At 65.4% G+C, this 18759-nt stretch carries 18 protein-coding genes; 2 read left to right on the top strand and 16 right to left on the bottom strand.

Annotation, left to right across the window (positions count from 1 at the left end):
• The first annotated feature begins 124 nt into the window (after positions 1-124).
• On the top strand, positions 125-4393 hold the full coding sequence (locus LUA85_RS18585; RefSeq protein WP_231471966.1) for a strawberry notch family protein: 4269 nt from the start codon (positions 125-127) through the stop codon (positions 4391-4393).
• Positions 4394-4845: 452 nt separating this feature from the next.
• On the opposite strand, the gene cobU is transcribed toward LUA85_RS18585, so the two are convergent.
• The 15 genes from cobU to LUA85_RS18510 are packed head-to-tail and all read right to left on the bottom strand — an operon-like array spanning position 4846 to position 17245.
• Positions 4846-5373 carry a bifunctional adenosylcobinamide kinase/adenosylcobinamide-phosphate guanylyltransferase gene (gene cobU, locus LUA85_RS18580; protein WP_011443984.1) on the bottom strand — a complete coding sequence of 176 codons (528 nt, stop codon included), beginning with the start codon at positions 5371-5373 and terminating at the stop codon, positions 4846-4848.
• Entirely contained in the window at positions 5370-6857 is a 1488-nt protein-coding gene (locus tag LUA85_RS18575) for a cobyric acid synthase (protein WP_041549915.1), read from the bottom strand. The genes cobU and LUA85_RS18575 overlap by 4 nt, the downstream gene beginning before the upstream one ends.
• Entirely contained in the window at positions 6845-7795 is a 951-nt protein-coding gene (gene cbiB, locus LUA85_RS18570; RefSeq protein ID WP_011443986.1) for an adenosylcobinamide-phosphate synthase CbiB, read from the bottom strand. The genes LUA85_RS18575 and cbiB overlap by 13 nt, the downstream gene beginning before the upstream one ends.
• The gene (cobD, locus tag LUA85_RS18565) at positions 7788-8771 is read right to left on the bottom strand and encodes a threonine-phosphate decarboxylase CobD (protein WP_011443987.1); all 984 of its coding nucleotides are present in this window, start codon (positions 8769-8771) and stop codon (positions 7788-7790) included. The genes cbiB and cobD overlap by 8 nt, the downstream gene beginning before the upstream one ends.
• Positions 8768-9508 carry an adenosylcobinamide-GDP ribazoletransferase gene (locus LUA85_RS18560; protein WP_011443988.1) on the bottom strand — a complete coding sequence of 247 codons (741 nt, stop codon included), beginning with the start codon at positions 9506-9508 and terminating at the stop codon, positions 8768-8770. The genes cobD and LUA85_RS18560 overlap by 4 nt, the downstream gene beginning before the upstream one ends.
• Positions 9505-10074 (bottom strand): histidine phosphatase family protein, encoded by a 570-nt coding sequence (locus LUA85_RS18555; RefSeq protein ID WP_011443989.1) that lies wholly within the window; start codon positions 10072-10074, stop codon positions 9505-9507. The genes LUA85_RS18560 and LUA85_RS18555 overlap by 4 nt, the downstream gene beginning before the upstream one ends.
• On the bottom strand, positions 10071-11087 hold the full coding sequence (gene cobT / locus LUA85_RS18550; protein WP_011443990.1) for a nicotinate-nucleotide--dimethylbenzimidazole phosphoribosyltransferase: 1017 nt from the start codon (positions 11085-11087) through the stop codon (positions 10071-10073). The genes LUA85_RS18555 and cobT overlap by 4 nt, the downstream gene beginning before the upstream one ends.
• Complete coding sequence (locus LUA85_RS18545) at positions 11084-11491, bottom strand: DUF1636 domain-containing protein (RefSeq protein ID WP_011443991.1); 408 nt, start codon at positions 11489-11491, stop codon at positions 11084-11086. The genes cobT and LUA85_RS18545 overlap by 4 nt, the downstream gene beginning before the upstream one ends.
• Positions 11492-11516: 25 nt before the next feature.
• Positions 11517-12146, bottom strand: coding sequence for a 5,6-dimethylbenzimidazole synthase (gene bluB / locus LUA85_RS18540; RefSeq protein ID WP_041549918.1), 630 nt, complete (start codon positions 12144-12146; stop codon positions 11517-11519).
• Positions 12147-12178: 32 nt separating this feature from the next.
• Positions 12179-12805 carry a cob(I)yrinic acid a,c-diamide adenosyltransferase gene (gene cobO, locus LUA85_RS18535; RefSeq protein ID WP_011443993.1) on the bottom strand — a complete coding sequence of 209 codons (627 nt, stop codon included), beginning with the start codon at positions 12803-12805 and terminating at the stop codon, positions 12179-12181.
• Positions 12795-13559, bottom strand: a complete 765-nt coding sequence (gene cobF, locus LUA85_RS18530) for a precorrin-6A synthase (deacetylating) (RefSeq protein WP_011443994.1) — start codon at positions 13557-13559, stop codon at positions 12795-12797. The genes cobO and cobF overlap by 11 nt, the downstream gene beginning before the upstream one ends.
• Positions 13556-14890 carry a cobyrinate a,c-diamide synthase gene (locus LUA85_RS18525; RefSeq protein WP_011443995.1) on the bottom strand — a complete coding sequence of 445 codons (1335 nt, stop codon included), beginning with the start codon at positions 14888-14890 and terminating at the stop codon, positions 13556-13558. The genes cobF and LUA85_RS18525 overlap by 4 nt, the downstream gene beginning before the upstream one ends.
• Positions 14887-15672 (bottom strand): precorrin-4 C(11)-methyltransferase, encoded by a 786-nt coding sequence (gene cobM, locus LUA85_RS18520; RefSeq protein ID WP_011443996.1) that lies wholly within the window; start codon positions 15670-15672, stop codon positions 14887-14889. Before cobM ends, LUA85_RS18525 begins: the two co-directional genes overlap by 4 nt.
• Positions 15669-16049 carry a cobalamin biosynthesis protein gene (locus LUA85_RS18515; RefSeq protein WP_011443997.1) on the bottom strand — a complete coding sequence of 127 codons (381 nt, stop codon included), beginning with the start codon at positions 16047-16049 and terminating at the stop codon, positions 15669-15671. The genes cobM and LUA85_RS18515 overlap by 4 nt, the downstream gene beginning before the upstream one ends.
• Positions 16046-17245 carry a bifunctional cobalt-precorrin-7 (C(5))-methyltransferase/cobalt-precorrin-6B (C(15))-methyltransferase gene (locus tag LUA85_RS18510; protein ID WP_011443998.1) on the bottom strand — a complete coding sequence of 400 codons (1200 nt, stop codon included), beginning with the start codon at positions 17243-17245 and terminating at the stop codon, positions 16046-16048. Before LUA85_RS18510 ends, LUA85_RS18515 begins: the two co-directional genes overlap by 4 nt.
• Positions 17246-17252: 7 nt before the next feature.
• Here LUA85_RS18510 and LUA85_RS18505 point away from each other — a divergent pair, with 7 nt between their 5' ends.
• Positions 17253-18014, top strand: a complete 762-nt coding sequence (locus LUA85_RS18505; protein ID WP_011443999.1) for a cobalt-precorrin-6A reductase — start codon at positions 17253-17255, stop codon at positions 18012-18014.
• Here the strand turns inward: LUA85_RS18505 and cobJ are convergent.
• Positions 17978-18751, bottom strand: a complete 774-nt coding sequence (gene cobJ / locus LUA85_RS18500; protein ID WP_041549922.1) for a precorrin-3B C(17)-methyltransferase — start codon at positions 18749-18751, stop codon at positions 17978-17980. The two genes, LUA85_RS18505 and cobJ, sit on opposite strands and share 37 nt — an antisense overlap.
• Between the last annotated feature and the right edge of the window lie 8 nt (positions 18752-18759).

Raw genomic sequence — 18759 nt, 5'->3', positions numbered from 1 at the left:
ACAGCCTGCGCACGGAAAGTGGTTGGCGCTGTCCTTGCAGAGCTTGGGAACGATCATGAACCCGTCCCGCCCAAACGAAAGGGGAGGGGGAAGGCCTGATGCGGTTCAGCATCAGGAGCAGACCGTGACCGACCTTTTTGAGCAATCCAGCCAGAAGCTGGACGCAGCAATCACTGAAATCCAGCACGCCATCGCCACCGGACTAGCGAACAAGCAACGCCTGTTTGAGACAATGCGCCAGCTCTACGGGGAGGGCTCCGCAAACGGCACCTGGAGCCAGAGGGACGCTTTTGACCTGCTCGAGGCAGCCTTGACGCGCCACATGGCCGGACTGCTGAACAAACCTCAGATGCTGACCCAGATTTCGGAGATCAGTGCGCTTATCGATGCACTGCCGACGCATACGGTCAGAAGTGAAGACCAGATCAAGTACCAGCAATTCTCGACGCCCGCAGACCTCGCAAGCCTGGCCGTGATTTTGGCGCAACCGCTCGCAACCGATATCGTTCTTGAACCGAGCGCCGGACATGGCGCTCTTGTGGCAACTTTACCCGATATCAGCGCATTGCACCTCAACGAAATCGATCCGCGCAGGCGTGAGAAGCTGGTTCTGCTGTTCCCCCAGGCCACCACAACAGGGATCGATGGAGCCATGCTGGCTTCGCATCTCGACGCGGCTGTGCAGCCAAGCCTGATCCTGATGAACCCACCGTTCTCTAGGTCAATGGGGCGAGGGGCAGACGAGTTCGCAGCGGTGCGTCACCTGCGCGCTGCCATAACGCGCCTCAGGCAAGGAGGACGGATCGTCGCGATCATGCCGGACTGGTTCACGACGAGCGCAAAGCTTGCGAAAATCTACGAAGACACCTTTGCCTCTTGCACGGTCCGCACATCCATCCGGCTCGATAAATGCTATCACAAGCAGGGCACCAGCGTGGCCGTGCGCATGTACGTGATCGACAAGATCCCGGGGCAGATCAGACCTCCAGTTTTGGCGCGGGAGACAGTTGCAGACGTCGCGTCTGCGGTTCCAATCATCAAACGCGTGACAATCCAGCCCGACTGCGAACCGCGCGCGGTGCCGCCGAACGCAAAGCCGGGTGCGCTCTTCAAAGCCATGCGGGCAACGCCGATCACAAAGCCCGTCAAAGCAAGGGCCGCCCAAGCCCCCAAAATCGCAGCGCTGGCGTTCAGTACCTTGGACAAGCCGCGCGTGCTCGGTGAGCAAAGCGGGGTCTACATCCCCTACCGGCCAAGCCGGGTCGACATTGTTGGTGCACGCGAGCATCCGACGCCGCTCGTCGAAAGCGTGGCCATGGGATCAATCCCGGCACCTGTCCCGGATTATGTCCCGGCGCTGCAGGATCGGGTCTTGCAGGAAAGCCTGCTCTCCGAGGCCCAGATCGAAACTGTCATCTATGCCGGGAACGCGTGGCAGCAGCATTTGCCTGGCCTGTTCGTTCCGGCTGAAGAGGGTGTAGGCCTGCAGCTGGGCGAGCATGGACGCGCCTACCGCAAGGGCTATTTCCTCGGTGATGGCACGGGGGCAGGGAAGGGCAGACAGATCGCCGCCTGCATCCTTGATGGCTGGCTTGCCGGACGCCGCAAGGCCATCTGGGTCTCGAAGAACGAAAGCCTGCTCGAAGACGCGCGCCGCGACTGGAGCGCCATCGGGGGCCTTGCGGCCGACATTCAGCCGCTTTCCAACTGGAAGATCGATCAGGCCGTTCCGTTTCGCGAAGGGATCCTGTTCGTCACTTACCCGACCCTTCGTAGCCAGCGTCAGGACGCCACGCGCCTGAAGCAGCTGCTCGATTGGGCCGGCGAGGATTTCGACGGTGTCATCGCCTTCGATGAGAGCCACGAGATGGGCGGTGTTGCAGGGGGCGAGGGCGCCCGCGGCACGAAAAGCGGATCGCTGCAGGGCATCGCCGGCGTGCTGCTGCAAAACAATCTGCCCGATGCCCGGGTTCTCTACGCCTCTGCGACTGGGGCCTCGGAGGTCAACAACCTTGCCTATGCCGTACGCCTCGGTCTGTGGGGGCCCGGTACTGCGTTTGCCAACAGGGAAGATTTCATCAGCCAGATCAGGGCAGGGGGCATCGCTGCGATGGAACTCGTGTCGCGGGACCTCAAGGCACTGGGCCTCTATCAGGCGCGCGCGCTTAGCTTTGCAGGCGTCGAATACGAGATCCTGAAACATGATCTGACCGCCGAACAGATCGCCGTCTACGACACTTATGCCGACGCTTGGGCTATCATCCATCAGAACCTTGAGGAGGCGCTGGAGTTGACCGGCGTCGTCGACGAAATCGACGGCACAACGCTCAACAGCGGTGCGAAAGCCGCAGCGCGAAGCCGGTTTGAAAGCACCAAGCAGCGGTTCTTCAACCAGCTGCTGCTGTCGATGAAGCTGCCCACGCTGATTGCTGCCATCAATCTCCATCTGGATCGCGACGAGGTGGTTGTGGTCCAACTGGTTTCGACCGCCGAAAGCATCCTCGATCGCCGTCTCGACAGCCTCTCGCCAGAAGAGCGCGCGGAACTCGACCTCGATCTCAGCCCGCTCGACGCGGTGATTGAGTACCTTGAGCGCGCCTTCCCCACGCAACAGATGCAGGTATTCGTTGATGATACCGGCACCCAGCGCTCGACACCTATGTTCGATGAGGAAGGCCGTCCAGTCCACAACCAGACTGCGATCGCCCGCCGCGGCGAGATGATCGAGCACTTGTGTGCCATGCCGCCGATCAAGCCAGCGCTGGACGGGATCATCGAGCACTACGGACCGGAGAAGGTCGCCGAGGTGACCGGGCGCAGCAAGCGGCTCATAACCCAAAGCGACGGCCAGCAGCGTCTCGAGACCCGCTCGCCGCGGACAAACCAGTCCGAGACCGACCATTTCATGGATGGCAGGAAGCCGATCCTTGTCTTCAGCGATGCGGGCGGCACCGGACGGTCCTACCACGCCAGCCTTGATGCAGCTTGCCAGAAGCGGCGCATCCACTTCCTGCTTGAGCCGGGATGGCGAGCCGACCGCGCCATCCAGGGGCTGGGTCGAACGCACCGGACCCATCAAGCCAACACACCGCTGTTCCGGCCTGTGACCACGAACTGCAAGGGGGAACTGCGGTTCACAAGCACCATTGCGCGCAGGCTCGACAGCTTGGGGGCGCTGACGCGAGGCCAACGCCAGACTGGCGGCCAGAACCTGTTTGACCCTGCCGACAATCTCGAAAGCGAATATGCCAAGGCGGCTCTCTCGACCTGGTTTGCCTTGCTGGCACACGGCAAGCTCAAGAGCGCAACGCTGATCGATTTCCAGCGCCGGAGCGGGCTCAAGATTGTCTCCGAAGATGGTGTTCTCGAAGAGGACCTTCCGCCAATCCAGCGTTGGCTCAACCGCATCCTTGCGCTGCCGATCGGAATGCAGAATGCGATCTTCGAAGAATTTCTGGGGTTGGTCGAAGCGCGGGTGTCGGCTGCGCGCGAGGCCGGTTCGCTCGATGTTGGCGTCGAGACCCTGCGGGTCGAACAGGCCGAGGTTGTCGAAGACATAGTCTTGCGGACCGACGAGCGAACCGGTGCCACGTCGCATTTGCTGCAGCTGGCTCTCAAGACGAGAGCACGGCCGATCTCCCTTGAGCGTGTCCTTGATCGCCGCGACTACGCTGACGGCTGCATTCTGCTCCAAAACACCAAGAGCGGGAAAGCAGCCCTGGCCGAACCTTCGCGGCACTTCATGACCGAACAGGGCGAATTAATCAGGCGGGTTATCCTCCACCGTCCGCTCCGGCGCGAATACCACCACTTCGATGACCTTGCGGAATCGGCCTGGGAAGAAGCTCCGCGCCGGACTTTCGAGAAGCTGTGGCAAAGCGAGGTTGCGGAGCTTGCCGAACGGCTAACGACAGAGACCGTGTACCTTGCGACCGGACTTCTCCTGCCGATCTGGTCGAGCCTGCCTATCGACTATCTGGAGGTTCGGCGGATCGTCGACGAGGAGGGCAGAAGCTGGCTCGGCCGCATGGTCCACGAACTCGATGTGGCGAAGCTGCTCGAGAAGTTCGACATTGCCTCCACCGTTGAACTAACCCCGGATACGATCATCAAGGCGCTCGGCGAAGGCCGGACAGTCCCTATCAAGCAGCCGTTCGAGGCGACCATCAGATGGTCGCGCGTGGCAGGCGAGCAGCGCTACGAAATCGTCAGGGCGCCTGTCGATCAGCTGCCTTGGCTCAAGAGCATCGGCTGTTTCACGGAAATCATCTCGTTTCGTACCCGGGCGTTTATTCCGATAGAGGCAGCGCCGTCTGTCATCAGAGCACTGTTTCGAGCATGTGGAGCAGCTATGCCGGAGCCATCGATGCCGACTTTCCCGGTTGAGCCCTAACGCCCCACGGTTTTCCTCTTGGTATGATCCATCTGTGCAGCATGGAATGGCGAGGAGTGGGACAATGCTGCCGTTCGACGTGCGCCGCTCAAACGGCAGGCTTCGCCGCAACCCGCCTTAGCTAGCGTGAGATGGGGCGGATGGGGGTCTGGGGCAAAAGGTTTCCGGCTCAGGTGTCAACACCGGGACAAAAAACGGGCCAGGCTGTCAAAACCGGTCGACAGTCGAGCACTGGCGCACTTCGGTGATTACCTCTGCGGTCGGGGATCCCCGCGTCCGAAGGCGTAGTCGCTAATCAGCGAGCCGCAGACACCGTTATTCCCGCTACATCATCTAGTGGCAGCTGTGCACCACAATGATGGCCGGCGGCCTCACCGACACGCTGGATCTGGCTTTGCTCCATACCACCTGCCCCCACGAGTTGCACAGTGGCAAGTGGTATGGCTAGCCGCTCATCCTTTAGGTTTCAGCGTCAAGGGAAGGCCGGCGAACATTATGACTGCCTCTTCAACCAATGCCGCTATTTCCTGATTGATGCGGCCCGCAACATCGCGAAACCTTCTGGCAAGGGCGTTGTCGGGTACAATGCCCAGACCCACTTCGTTGGCGACCAGAATGACCGGCCCCCGTGCGGCTGAAAGCGAGCGCGTCAGTCCTTCCGTAGCGGCAGCCGTATCGCGTTCCGCCAGCATCAGGTTCGAAGCCCACAGCGTCAGGCAATCGACCAGCACCACCGTCTCGGGCGTGCTATATACCGTGATCGCCTCCGCCAGTTCCAGGGGGGCCTCGACGGTTGACCAGCGCGGCCCACGATCGGCACGGTGCAGGGCAATCCGCTCGCGCATCTCGTCATCGAAGGCCTGGGCTGAGGCCAGATAGATCAGTTCACCCGCCAGGGCCTCTGCCCTGCCTTGCGCATAGCGGCTCTTGCCCGAACGCGCGCCGCCCAGCACCAGCAAGTGGGACAAGGCGCTGCTCATGCGCTGTCTCCCGCCGGGACGGAAGCGGGTCTCTCCGCCATGGCCAGCGCCACCAGCGCGTCAATATCGAGATGCTCCTCAAGCGCGGCTGCGATCTCGTCCAGCGCCGCCTCGACAGAGGCGCCATAGTCCACGCCCCCGGCTTCTACATCCATGCGCGACAGCAGCGCCCGGCGCAGCTCCGCATCAGCCAGCAGGCCGTGGACATAGGAACCAAACACCGTGCCGCCCGCATTTATCGCGCCATCGCGGCGGCCATCGGCGAAAACGGCGAAGGGCTGTTCCGTATCCGGCCCGTTGGTTTGCCCCATGTGCATTTCATATCCCTGGAATGGCGCGCCCATCGCCAGCCCGCTGACCGGACGCAACGCCTTGTGCGCGTGCAAGGTCGTTTCAACATCAAGCAGGCCAAGGCCGCTGGCAGCGCTGGCCGAACCTTCAAACCCATCGGGATCGGCGATGCTTTTGCCGAGCATCTGGTAACCACCGCAAAGCCCAAGGATCAGCCCGCCGCGCCGGTGATGCGCAAAAATATCGATGTCCCAGCCCTCTGCACGCAGAGCGGCCAGATCGGCGATTGTCGACTTTGACCCGGGCAGGATGATGAGTGCGGCCTCTGCCGGGATCGGCTGGCCGGGCGGAACCATGTGCAGGTCCACACCATGTTCGAGCTTCAGCGGATCGAGGTCATCGAAATTAGATATGCGCGGCAGGATCGGACAGGCGATCAGCTTGCGGCTTTCAGCCCGCGCCTTGCCGCTCTCCAGCACCACGGCATCCTCGCTGGGGAGCCGCGCCGCCGCGCTCAACCATGGGACAACGCCGAAGCCGCGCCAGCCTGAGAGGCTTTCGATCTGGGCGTAGCCATCGGCGAACAGGGCGGGATCCCCCCGAAACTTGTTGATGATGAAACCCTGGATCATCGCCGTGTCGGCGGGGTCGATGATCGTTCTCGTGCCAACGATGGCGGCAATGACTCCGCCGCGATCAATATCGCCGACCAGCACGACGGGCACGCCTGCCGCTCGCGCAAAGCCCATATTGGCGATGTCGCCAGCGCGCAGGTTGATTTCCGCAGGAGAGCCGGCACCCTCGACAACGACGATGTCGCACGCCCGGCGGAGCCGGTTATAGCTGGCCAGAACTTCGCCGAGCAGCGCGCCCCGTGCCTGCCGAAAATTGCCCGCGCCCAATGTGCCGCGCACCCGACCATGCACGATCAGTTGCGATGTGCGGTCGGCCTGCGGTTTCAGCAGCACCGGATTCATGTCGGTATGCGGCTCCACCTTGCAGGCGATTGCCTGCAAGGCCTGCGCCCGGCCGATCTCGCCGCCATCGCTGGTGACGGCAGCATTGTTCGACATGTTCTGCGGCTTGAACGGCAAGACCCGCAAACCCCGCTGCACCAGGGCGCGGCACAGCCCCGCCACCAGCACGGATTTGCCCACATCAGAGCCGGTGCCCTGAAGCATTATAGCGCCCATGCTGCACCTCCTGCAATACCGGCCGCCATGAACCACAGGCACAGACATGCACGGGCGTAGATGCCCAATCCGCGCCAAATATCCTCTGTCCGGGCCGGGCGGTCTCCCTCCCCAATCCAGAGCTTGTCCGAAAGAATCCCGTCATAAGCGATTGGCCCAGCCAGGCGCAGCCCCAGCGCCCCAGCCATCGCGGCCTCGGGCCAGCCCGCATTGGGCGAGGCGTGCCTGGACGCATCGCGCCACAATATCCGCCAGCCACCCCCGCCGCACAGGCAGATCAGCAATCCCGACAGGCGCGCTGGAATGAGGTTCATCGCATCGTCGGTGCGGGCCGCAGCCCAACCATAGGCGCGCCATCGCTCCTCGCGGTGCCCAATCATGCTGTCGGCGGTGTTGATCGCTTTATAGGCCCAGATACCGGGCAGCCCCAGCACCAGCAGCCAGAACAACGGCGCGACCACCCCGTCGCAGAAACTTTCCGCCAGACTCTCGATCGCCGCGCGGGCAACACCCGCGTCATCAAGCGCGGCTGTATCGCGGCCAACGATCATGCCGACTGTGGCGCGCGCGGCTGGCAGATCCTGCCGCTCCAGCGCATCGGCAACGAGGCGGACGTGGTCGTACAGGCTGCGCTGCGCCAGACCCGGCCAGGCCAGCACAGCGATCAGGGGCCAGGCCCAAGGCCCGGCGATTGCCACGAGCAGACTTTGCAGCACCCAGCCCGCACCGCCCGCCATACCCAGCAGGATCAGGACGGTGACCGCCCCGGCCATGCGCCGCTGTCCATCGGAACGCGAGGGGACATTCCAGCGCCGTTCCAGCGCGGCGATAATCCGCGCAAAGATGCCCACAGGATGGCCGATCCGGCGATACAGCGGCTGAGGCCAGCCCACTGCCGCGTCGAGCACCAAGGCCAGGAAAGCAGTCAGATCAATCATCAGCCAGCGCCGCATCAAGGCGATCCAGCGCCTGTCGGTCGGCGGGCAGGCCCAGGCGCAGCCAGCGCGGATCGTAATCGAACGGCCGCGTCAGGATGGAATGGCGCGCAAGGCGTTCGAACAGCGCGGCGGCATCGTCCGTTTCGATCAGCCGGAACAGCGGGCAAGCACCTATCGCGCTGTAGCCCCGCCGCGCCAGCACCGCGTCCAGCGCATCCGCCTGTTCACGCAAGGCCATCCGCATGGCGGCTGTCCAGTCCACATCCTGATATGCCGCTGTGCCGATGGCCAGCGCCGCTGCCGATAGCGGCCAACTGCCCAGCCGCTGCCGATATTGCGCGATCAGCGCGCGCGGTCCCAGCACAAAGCCGAGCCGCACCCCGGCCAGCCCGAAGAATTTGCCGAACGAGCGGAAGATAATCAGCCGCTGTCCGTCCTGCACATGGGCGGCAAGGCTGCTGTGCGGGGCGGCATCGGCAAAGGCTTCGTCCACGACCAGCCACGCTGCGCTGTCGCGCCGCGCCGCCAGCCAGCCAAGCAGGGTGGCAGGCGACATGATCCGGCCATCGGGGTTATTGGGATTGGCAAGGATGATGGTCGCCTCCTCCGTTCCGGTCAGCTCGGTCAGGGCTACGGGGCGGCTGCGGGGAATCATTTCGCCATGGGTGCGATAGCTGGGCTGGGCGTGGATGGCAGCGCCGGGCAGGATGTCACCCAGCATCCGCAGGCCGATCTCCGTGCCTGGTACGGCACAGACATGGGCTGGGTCAGTGCCGAAACAGGCGGCGGCAGCGGCCTCCAGATCGTTCAGCGCGCCGGTGTCGGGCAGCGCCTGCCAGTCCACTGCCAGATTGTCCGCGCCGGGCCAGCCATGCGGATTGATGCCGGTGGACAGGTCGATCCACGGCGCCTTGCCCATGCCGAACTGCGCCATGGCATCGGCCAACCTGCCGCCGTGAAAACTGAAGCTGTTCATGTCGTGTGTATCCATAGGCCCGTGATTGCCACGCTCAGCAGCAAGCCGGTTTCGATCAACTCGATGCCTGCACCATGGCCATCGCCGGAAATCCCGCCCAACGCGCGGCGCACGTGCCACCCCCACCACAGAACGAGCAATGGTGTGACAAGCAGCGCCGGAGTGAACCACGCCGCCGCTGCCAGCGCGGCCGCCCAGCCCGCAAGATCGATCGGGCCGATGGCGGAACGGAATCGAGCCGCCAGCCCCTGATGCAGCGGCATCAGCCACCATGTCCACACCAGCGGGCCGATGCGCGCGGCAAACGGCACCAGTACCAGCGCGCCAAACGCCCGTGCATCCACCAGCATATCCAGCAGCACCAACTTGCTCAGCAGTTGGAGCACAATCGCGACAACGCCGAAGCTGCCGACATGGGGATCGGCCAGAACGGCCAGCAGCCGCTCGCGATCTTTATGCGCCGCGCCGCTGGCATCGGCGAGGTCGGCCAGGCCATCAAGGTGCAGCGCGCCGGTCACGCCCACCCAGACGATCAGTGCGGCTAATGCGCCCAGCCGGTGATCGACCAGCGCGCCTGCCCATGCGGCTCCCGCAACCGCTGCACCAATAACCAGGCCTACAGCGGGAAACCAGCGCATCGACCGGGCAAACGCGGCATCATCCACGACGATTGTCCGCAGTGGAGCTGGCATAGGCAGCCGCGTCAGGAATTGCAGGGCGATGATGAAGCCCCTCACGGATAAAGCCCCGCGATCTGTGCCGTGGGGGTTGCTCCGGGCCAGACGCGCAACGTCAGCAGGCAATTGTAGGGCAGGTCAACGGCCCACGTCTGGTGCATGTCAAACCCGCACAACACCGCCAGCGCCGCCCGCATCGCGCCTCCATGCGTGACGATCAGCGTCGGCCGCGCGGCCAGATCGCCAAGGGCGCTGGATACTCGTTCCACCAGCGCCGACCAGCGTTCTCCACCGGGCGGCGCATGGCCATCGGGATCGTCCCAGAACCGCGCCAGTGCCGCGCCTTCTACATCGCCGGGAGCCATCCCGTCCCATGCGCCAAAGTCCAGTTCGCGCCAGCGCGGATCGATTGACAGCGGCACACCGGTCGCAAGGGCAATGGCCTCGCCCGCCAAACGCGCCCGCGACAGGTCGGAAGCGATCAGCACTTCAGCCGCCAGATTCCGCGCCTGATCGGCGCAGGCCGCGATACCGGCGGCAATAGGCGGCGCATCGGTAAGACCAATCAGCCGCCCCGCGCCTTCCGGTTCACCGTGGCGCAGGAGATAAAGGGGAAAGCTGCTCACAGGCCGTCTGCCACCCCGGCCTGCGCAAAAGTGGCCATGCCGTTGTGCGTGGCCAGCGCTGCCCGGATTACCGACACGGCCAGCGCCGCGCCGCTGCCTTCGCCCAATCGCATCCCCAGCGACAGCAGGGGATCAAGGCCCAGATGCTCCAGCAAGCGGATATGCCCCGGTTCAGCCGAACAATGGCCCGCCAGACAATGATCGGTGATCGCCGGAACGGCGGCGGCCAGCGGCGCCAGTGCGGCGCAACTGATGAACCCGTCCAGCACCACCGGGATGCGCAGACGGCGCGCCTCCAGCACGGCCCCGGCAACGCCTGCGATTTCGCGCCCGCCCAACCGGCGCAGGATTTCAAACGGGGTGTCCGGCGCATCGGCATGAAAGGCCAGCGCCCGCTCTACCACGGCTACCTTGCGCGCAATTCCGCCCGCATCAACGCCCGTTCCCGGCCCGGCCCATTGCGCGGGACTGCCGCCATAACTGCGCGCGCAAAGCGCGGCGGCGGCGGTTGAATTGCCAATGCCCATTTCGCCAACGACCAGCAGGTGCAGCCCCGGCTCCACCACCGCCGCTCCGGCAGCAAGTGCAGCAAGGCACTCCGTCTCGTCCATTGCCGCAGCGATGGTGAAGTCCGCCGTGGGCCGGTCCAGATCGAGTGCGATGACCCGCAGATCAAGTCCGGCGGCCCCGGCCAGTGCGTTGATGGCGGCACCTCCGGCAGCGAAATTGCCGACCATCGCGGCAGTCACGCTGGCGGGAAAGGCGCTGACCCCGTGGACAACGAAGCCATGATTCCCGGCAAAGATCGCCGCGCGGCCCTGTTCGATCACCGGCTGCGCCGTGCCCTGCCATCCGGCCATAAACACCGCGATGTCTTCCAGTCGCCCCAGCGATCCGGCGGGCTTGGTCAGGCTGGCCTGCCGCGCCCGCGCAGCGGTGATGGCGTCCGCATCGGCCACAGGCAAACGCTCAAGCGCCGCTTCAAAGGCGGCAAGGGACGCAAACCGGCTCATTCCGCAACGAAGCCCTGCGGCGGGGTGCGGGTTATGAAATGCCCCTTCACGCCTTGCGGCCATTGCTTGAACGGCACCCGGCCATGTTCGCTGGCGGCATAGTGGACCGCATAGTCCAGAATGGCGGTGGCGGCGTCCTCGTCCGGCGTGAACCGGCCCAGAACATAGCCGACCTTGCCGGGCGCGCGCAGGTGGATTGTGCAGAAATCGGTGCAGGCGAACAGGCACGGCATCTCCTGCACCGCCACCCCGGCATAGCGCGCGTCGCTCTCCTGTACCTGTCGCAGCGCCGCCACCAGTTGCGCGCCGCCGCGCGTCCCGGCGGAGTCCTCACGCGCATCGGCGCTATGGCGGCAAGTGTTGCAGGCCACGATAGCGGGGCCGTCCTCCACGGGTATCAGCATGGTTTTCTGGTCCTTTGATTGAAAATCATCGTTCGAACACCCGGTCGCTCCACGGTTCACGCGGTTGCCAACCGTGCCGTTCCAGTTCGGGTGTGTCGGATGTGTCTGCCGGATAGCCAATGCACAGCAGCGCGATCAGCGACCAATGCGCGGGTACATCCAGCATGGCCTGAACCAAAGGCGGATCAACGATCGACACCCAGCCAAGGCCAATGCCGCGCAGCCGTGCCGCGAGCCAGAGATTGTGGATCGCCAGCACACAGGAATATCGCAGCATTTCAGGCATGGTGGCAATGCCAAGGCCGTGCCCCGCCTCGGGCAGTTCATCGCAGAACACCGCCATCAGTTCGGGCGCTTCACGCAAGCCGTGCAGCTTTAGCGACAGGTAGTGATCGTGCCGCGCCTGCCCGGCATAACGCTCCGCCGCTTGTGCACTTTGCCCATCGGCATGGGCGGCCAGCGCCTCGCGGATGTCAGGCGTCCGCACCCGCACAAATCGCCACGGCTGCGCATTGCCGACCGACGGCGCAAGCGAGGCACAGGCCAGCAGCGCGCGCATGTCCGCTTCGCCCACGGCGCGGCGGTCGAAATGCCGGACATCGCGCCGCCAGCGCAGCAATTGCATGAATTGCTCCGCAAATTCCGCGCCGAACACAGGCGGGACCGCGCTCAGAACTCGATCCCCGGTCAAAATTCAATGCCGGCCTGGGCCTTCACGCCGGAGCGGAATGGATGCTTGACCATGGTCATTTCGGTAACAAGGTCGGCCGCCTCGATCAGCGCCTCGGGGGCGTTGCGGCCTGTGACGATAACGTGCTTCATCATGTCGCGCGCGGTCAGCACCGCCACCACTTCATCGACCGGCAGATAATCATACCGCAGCACGATGTTCAGTTCGTCGGCCAGCACCATGTGATAGCTGGGATCGGCGATCATGCGCTTGACCTCGTCCCAGCCGGCGCGGGCGGCCGCGATATCGCGTGTGCGGTCCTGCGTGTCCCAGGTAAAACCCTCGCCCATCGGCTTGAATTCGACATTGTCGGGAAAGGCATCGAACACGGCCTTTTCACCCGTTTTCATCGCCCCTTTGACAAACTGGACCACCCCCACTTTCATGCCGTGGCCAATGGCGCGAACCACCATGCCCAGCGCCGCGCTGGTTTTGCCCTTGCCCTTGCCGGTGTGGACGATCAGCAGGCCCTGTTCGCGGGTCTTGCTGGCCATGATCTTGGCCTGCGCGGTCTGCTTCTTGCGCATCTTTTCGGCGTGGCGGGCATCGCCGCCTGCAACTTCTACTTGGTTTTCAGGTTCCATCGGCCAATTCCCTTCGCATGAGATAGACATCCATGATCCAGCCATGGCGCGCGCGCAGTTCCGCCCGGCGCAACGCGATCCGGGGACCGGCTTGCGCCAGGGGGCCCTGTTCCAGCGCCTCGTGCGCCATGCCCAGATAAGCGCCCCACCAGATGGTGATGCCTTGCGGTTGCAGCCCCTCGAACGCGCAACCGCTGTCAAGCATCACGACAATCGTGTCGGCTCCGGCAGGCCAGCCATGGGCGCGCAGCAGCCGCCCGGTGGTGATCGTCACCGGGCCGGCCAGCGGGTTCAACGGCATGGCATGGGCAGCGGTCAGCGCCTGAATACTGGTGATGCCCGGCACCACCCGCACGGCGATTTCCACCCCCGCGCTGCGCAGCCGGTCAGCAATGCGCAAGGTGCTGTCATACAGCGAGGGATCACCCCAGACGAGCAGCGCCAGCTTGCCACCGCCGGGCAAATGTTCGGCGATCTGCACCCGCCACGCATCGGCAATGGCATCATGCCAAGCGTTGACGTCATCCAGATAAGTGGCCCCATTGCCGCGCACTGGCAAGTCAAATTCCACAATCCGCGTTGGCCCCGTCAGCACCTGCGCGCAGATCTCCCGGCGCAGGTCGATCAGATCGGACTTGGCCTGCCCCTTGCGCGGCAACAGGATCAGGTCGGCACGGTTCATCGCCGCGACAGCCTGCGCTGTCAGGTGATCGGGGTTGCCAGTGCCGATACCGATCAGGTGGAGGTCGATCATTGGGCATCTCGGCACGAAGCGGGCGCGATCATGTGGAAATAGCTGCCGGTGACATGGCCGCGATGCGATCCGCTTTCGGCCACCGCCGCGCCTTCGGCATCGGTCACAAGCGCCAGCGGCGCGTCGCTCTGTTCGGCAATGGTTGAATAGTGGAACTCGTGCCCGCGCAGCCTGGTCCCGGCGGCAAGGCGCGATACCGGCACCAGCAGTTCGGCATGGCGATAGCCAAGGTGCATCTTGCGCTGGGCATGGCTGGTGACAAGCCCCAGCAGCCCGGCCATCCGGTGCCGTTCTCCGCTCTTGTCGATCAACCCCTGCCCCAGCACCATATAGCCGCCGCATTCGCCGTGCACGGGCCGCGTTTGCGCATGGCAGCGCAGGCCGGACAGGAATGTTGCAGCCGCCGCAATGGTCCCGGCGTGCAGTTCGGGATAGCCGCCGGGCAACCACACCAGATCGGCATGGGCGGCAGGCGCTTCATCGGCCAGCGGCGAGAATGGCAGGATCTCCGCCCCGGCGCGCCGCCAGCCTTCGATCAGATGCGGGTAGACGAACGAAAAGGCCGCATCGCGCGCCATGGCGATCCGCTGGGCCGGAGGGGCAGGCAGGTTGCCGCCGTCGGCTTGTGGTGCGGCACCAGCGGCAAGGCGAATAACGTCAAGATCGACATGGGCGCGCAGGAACGCTGCAAACTCGGCAATCGCGCGATCAAGGTCGGGATGCTCCACCGCCTGAACCAGCCCCAGATGGCGTTCGGGCAGGGTCAGGTCGCCGCGCCTTGGCAGGGCGCCCAGCACCGGAATGCCCACCGCCTCCATGCCCTTGCGCACCAGCCGTTCATGACGCGGACTGGCCACGCGGTTCAGGATCACCCCGGCAAATGGCAGCCCCGGATCAAGGCTGCTGAACCCCAGCGCGGTGGCGGCGGCGGACTGCGCCTGCCCCGACACATCCAGCACCAGCACGATCGGCCAGCCCATCCGGCGGGCCATGTCGGCGCTGGCACCATTGCCCGACGCACCCTTGCTGGCCACGCCATCGAACAACCCCATCGACCCTTCGGCCAGCACCATGTCCGCGCCCCCGGCCTGCGCCGCAATGGCAGCGATCAGATCGTCCTCCATCGCCCAGCTATCGAGATTGAACGACGGCCTGCCACTCGCCGCGCGGTGAAACGCCGGGTCGATATAGTCCGGCCCGCTCTTGAACGGCTGCACCGCCAGCCCGTCTTCGGTCAGGGCGCGCAGCAGGCCCAGCATCACCGTGGTCTTGCCTGTGCCCGATGCGGGGGCGGCGATCATCAATCCCGGAGTCTGGTGGCGCGCGCTCATTCGGCCGCACCGCCAAAACGTGACGTGGCATCCTGCGGCCTGAACCGGCGATCATAACCGGGCGCATAGAGGCTGCTTTCGGCAAAATCCTGCGCCGCCAGCACCCGCCCGACCAGGATCAGGGCGGTGCGCTCCATGCTCCCGGCGATGGCCTGTTCAATAGTGTCGAGCGTGGCGCGCACGATCCGCTGATCGGGCCAACTGGCGCGCCAGACCACCGCGACGGGGCAATCCGCGCCATAGGCCGGCGTCAGGTCCGCCACCACTTGCGCCAGATTGTGAACCGAAAGGTGAATGGCCAGCGTCGCGCCGGTCACGGCAAAGTTGGCCAGGCTTTCGGCGGGCGGCATCGTGCTGGCGCGGCCCGGTGTGCGGGTCAGCACCAGCGATTGCGCCAGCGCGGGCAGGGTCAGCTCTGCCTCCAGCGCAGCGGCGGCGGCGGCGAAAGCCGGGACGCCGGGTGTGATCGTAAAGGGAATGTCCAGCGCGCGCAGGCGGCGCAACTGCTCGCCCATGGCAGACCACACCGAAAGATCGCCCGAATGCAGCCGCGCCACATCGTGCCCGGCGGCATGGGCGGCGGCGATTTCGGCCATGATCTGGTCCAGTTCCAGCGGCGCGGTGTTCACGATCCGGGCGCCCGGCGGGCAATGATCCAGCACGGCGACCGGGATCAGCGACCCGGCATAAAGGCACACCGGGCTGCCCGCGATCAGATCGCGTCCGCGCAAAGTGAGAAGATCGGGCGCGCCGGGACCGGCGCCAATGAAGTGGACGGTCATGTCGGGGTTCCCTGAAGGTTGACACTGGCAGCAATGGCGCACGTCGCCATGCGATCGGGGGAGATGTGGCGCGGCGACAGCAGGCGCGCACCCGCGCCAGCAGCGGCAAGCGCGGACGCTTCGGCCACGCTGCCGACGTGACGAGCGTTCAGGCTGGCGATGGAGCGCGTGGGGGTGGAAACGGCAGCCAGTGCATCGGACGCCACGCCCATCAGCGGCAGGCCCAGCGCTTCGGCCAGAGGGAGCAGCGCTGCGAGCTTGTCTTGCGCCGTGGCCAGATGCGTCACCGGCGGTTGCCCCTGCTCCGCCAGCGCGAACGCCGCGCGCAGCGAAGGCAGGCCGACGCCTGACCGAAAGCCGAACCCGGCGATGATCACAGCGTCACGCTCCATTGCACCACCGGATAGCGCGCGCGCCAGCCGTGCCGGTTGCCCAGCGGTGCGGCGTCGGCCAGTTCGATGCGCAGGAGGCTCCCGCCCTTCTGGCCATGCCACCGGGCTAGCAGCGCTTCTGATTCCAGCGTCACCGCATTGGTCACCAGCCGCGTTCCGGCGGGCAAACGTGCCCATAGCGTGTCCAGCAAGGCTTCCGATAAACCACCGCCGATGAACACCGCATCGGGCAATGGTCCCGGTGGCAGGGCATCCGGCGCAATCCCGACGACAACTTTCAGCCGATCAACGCCCAGCGCAGCGGCGTTGGCCCGCACACGGTCCGCGCGCACCGGATCCGCCTCTATCGCACAGGCCCGGTTGGCCAGGTGGGCCAGCAGCCATTCGATCCCGATCGATCCCGATCCCGCGCCAATATCCCACAGCAGCTCACCCGCACACGGGGCCAGCGCCGATAGCGTCAGCGCGCGTACCGGACGCTTGGTCAACTGCCCGTCGGACGCAAACCAGTGGTCCGGTCGGCCCGCCGTCAGCGGCAAGGACGGGCCATGCCCGGCACACTCGATCCCGGCCGCTACCGGATGGGCGATGTCGGTGAAAGACAGCCCCTCGGCGCGCGCGGTGCGAACCCGTTCGCGCGGCCCGCCCAGCGCTTCCATCACATGCAACGCTGACGCGCCAAAGCCTTGGCCGGTCAGATAGTCCGCCAGCGCGGCCACCGCCGCGCCATCGCGCAACAGTGCAATGACGCGCCGCCCTGGTGCCAGGTGGGGCTTGAGCCGATCTAACGGCGCGGCATGGAGACCAAGACAGGCCACATCCTGAACCGGCCAGCCCAGCCGCGCAACCGCCAGCGTGAAAGTGGAAGGCGCGGGGATCGCCACCCATTCGCCCGGATCAAGCAGGCGCGCCACACTGCTTCCCGCCCCGAACCAGAACGGATCGCCCGATGCCAGCATCACCACCCGCTGCCCGCGATGTTGCATCAGCAGGGCAATGCCATCGGCAAAGGGTACTGGCCATTCGATCATGGTACAGGTAATCGCGGGCAGCAGCGACAGGTGCCGTGCCGGTCCCATGACCAGTCCGGCCTGCGCCAGCGCCGTGCGGGCGGCGGCGGAAAGGCCGTCCGGCCCGTCCTCGCCAATGCCGATGATCGTCAACCACGCTTCAGGAGCCATATCAGCCATGCCCAACGTCCTCCTGCTGGGCGGCACGACAGAGGCCAGCGCGCTTGCCCGCCTGCTTGGCGCGCGGGGCATTGCGACGACGCTCAGCTATGCCGGACGGACCGAAAACCCCCGCGCTCAACCGGTGCCGGTGCGTGTCGGCGGGTTCGGCGGTGTGGCGGGGCTGGCCGATTATCTGCGCCACCACCGCGTGACTCATCTGGTGGACGCGACCCACCCCTTTGCCGCAACGATGAGCAGCCATGCCGTGGAGGCGGCCCGCCTGGCCGGAGTGCCTCATGTAGCGCTGACCCGCCGGGCGTGGCAACCGGTCGCCGGAGACCGCTGGACCCGCGTTGCCAGCATCGACGGTGCGGTGGCAGCGCTGGCCGGGCACTCCCGCCGCGTAATGCTGGCGCTGGGCCGGATGCATGTGGCAGCCTTCGCTGCCCAGCCGCAGCATCATTATCTGTTGCGCTTTGTCGATGCGCCAGACCAGCCGCCGGGCTTGCCCCATCACACCCTGATCGTCGATCGCGGGCCGTTCACCGCCACAGGCGACAGCGCATTGATGGAGGCGCACGCCATCGATCTGGTGGTGTGCAAGAACGCTGGCGGGCAAGGCGCAGAGGCCAAGCTGATCGCCGCACGGGATCTGGGCCTGCCGGTCCTGATGATTGATCGCCCTGCCGTTCCGGGCCGGGCCGAATGCTATCGCCCGGAAGATGTACTGGTCTGGCTGGGTCATGACGCCGAACCCAAGGCCGAACGCGACGTGTAGAGGATCGGACCGAGCTTTCGCCCACTTGTCCGTTCGATGATCCGCGTCAGGCTTGATCCGACGATCACCATGGTCCGCATGTCGGCCATGTCTGCACGGGCCTGACCCAGCGGTACGATCCGCAATTGCTCGTCGGGCGTCGATACGGCGCGGGCGAACAAGATCGGGCGATCCGGGCCGCACACTTCGCGCAGCAATTCCAGCACACGTTCGAAACCTTCGGGCCGGGCTTTTGACCTCGGGTTGTAGAAGGCCATGGCAAAGTCCGCCTCTGCCGCCAGCCGCAACCGTTTTTCGATCAAATTCCACGGCTTGAGATTGTCCGACAGATTGATCGCGCAAAAATCATGACCCAGCGGCGCCCCCGCCCGCGCGCTGGCGGCCAGCATCGCGGTGATGCCGGGCAGCACCCGGATGTCGAGATCGCGCCAGTGGGCCGGGCCTGCCTCCAGCGCCTCGAACACGGCGGCGGCCATCGCGAAAACGCCCGGATCGCCCGATGATACCACCACCACGCGCCGCCCCTGCGCCGCGAGTTCCAGCGCATGGGCGGCCCGGTCCAGCTCCACCCGGTTATCGGACGGATGCAGTGTCAGCCCGGCGCGCGGGGCGATCCGGGCGACATAGGGAATATAGCCGATGACATCGCTTGCCCCGGCCAGAGCGGCGGTGACTTCGGGCGTAATCAGCGCCTCGTCGCCCGGCCCCAGACCGGCGATGGCCAGCCAGCCGCTCATGGCCCCGG

The sequence above is a fragment of the Novosphingobium sp. CECT 9465 genome, assembly GCF_920987055.1.
Lineage (GTDB): Bacteria > Pseudomonadota > Alphaproteobacteria > Sphingomonadales > Sphingomonadaceae > Novosphingobium.
Note: the sequence above shows the minus strand (reverse complement) of the source record. Positions and strands in the feature narration are given on the sequence as shown.

Coding starts and splice junctions, on each gene's coding strand:
- cobF (WP_011443994.1), bottom strand. CDS start 13,559: ATGATCGACCTCCACCTGATCGGTATCGGCACTGGCAACCCCGATCAC.
- LUA85_RS18505 (WP_011443999.1), top strand. CDS start 17,253: ATGCCCAACGTCCTCCTGCTGGGCGGCACGACAGAGGCCAGCGCGCTT.
- LUA85_RS18575 (WP_041549915.1), bottom strand. CDS start 6,857: ATGGGCGCTATAATGCTTCAGGGCACCGGCTCTGATGTGGGCAAATCC.
- cobD (WP_011443987.1), bottom strand. CDS start 8,771: ATGAACAGCTTCAGTTTTCACGGCGGCAGGTTGGCCGATGCCATGGCG.
- cobJ (WP_041549922.1), bottom strand. CDS start 18,751: ATGAGCGGCTGGCTGGCCATCGCCGGTCTGGGGCCGGGCGACGAGGCG.
- cobU (WP_011443984.1), bottom strand. CDS start 5,373: ATGAGCAGCGCCTTGTCCCACTTGCTGGTGCTGGGCGGCGCGCGTTCG.
- LUA85_RS18510 (WP_011443998.1), bottom strand. CDS start 17,245: ATGGCTCCTGAAGCGTGGTTGACGATCATCGGCATTGGCGAGGACGGG.
- LUA85_RS18525 (WP_011443995.1), bottom strand. CDS start 14,890: ATGAGCGCGCGCCACCAGACTCCGGGATTGATGATCGCCGCCCCCGCA.
- LUA85_RS18545 (WP_011443991.1), bottom strand. CDS start 11,491: ATGCTGATACCCGTGGAGGACGGCCCCGCTATCGTGGCCTGCAACACT.
- cobM (WP_011443996.1), bottom strand. CDS start 15,672: ATGACCGTCCACTTCATTGGCGCCGGTCCCGGCGCGCCCGATCTTCTC.
- cobO (WP_011443993.1), bottom strand. CDS start 12,805: ATGGAACCTGAAAACCAAGTAGAAGTTGCAGGCGGCGATGCCCGCCAC.
- cobT (WP_011443990.1), bottom strand. CDS start 11,087: ATGAGCCGGTTTGCGTCCCTTGCCGCCTTTGAAGCGGCGCTTGAGCGT.
- cbiB (WP_011443986.1), bottom strand. CDS start 7,795: ATGATTGATCTGACTGCTTTCCTGGCCTTGGTGCTCGACGCGGCAGTG.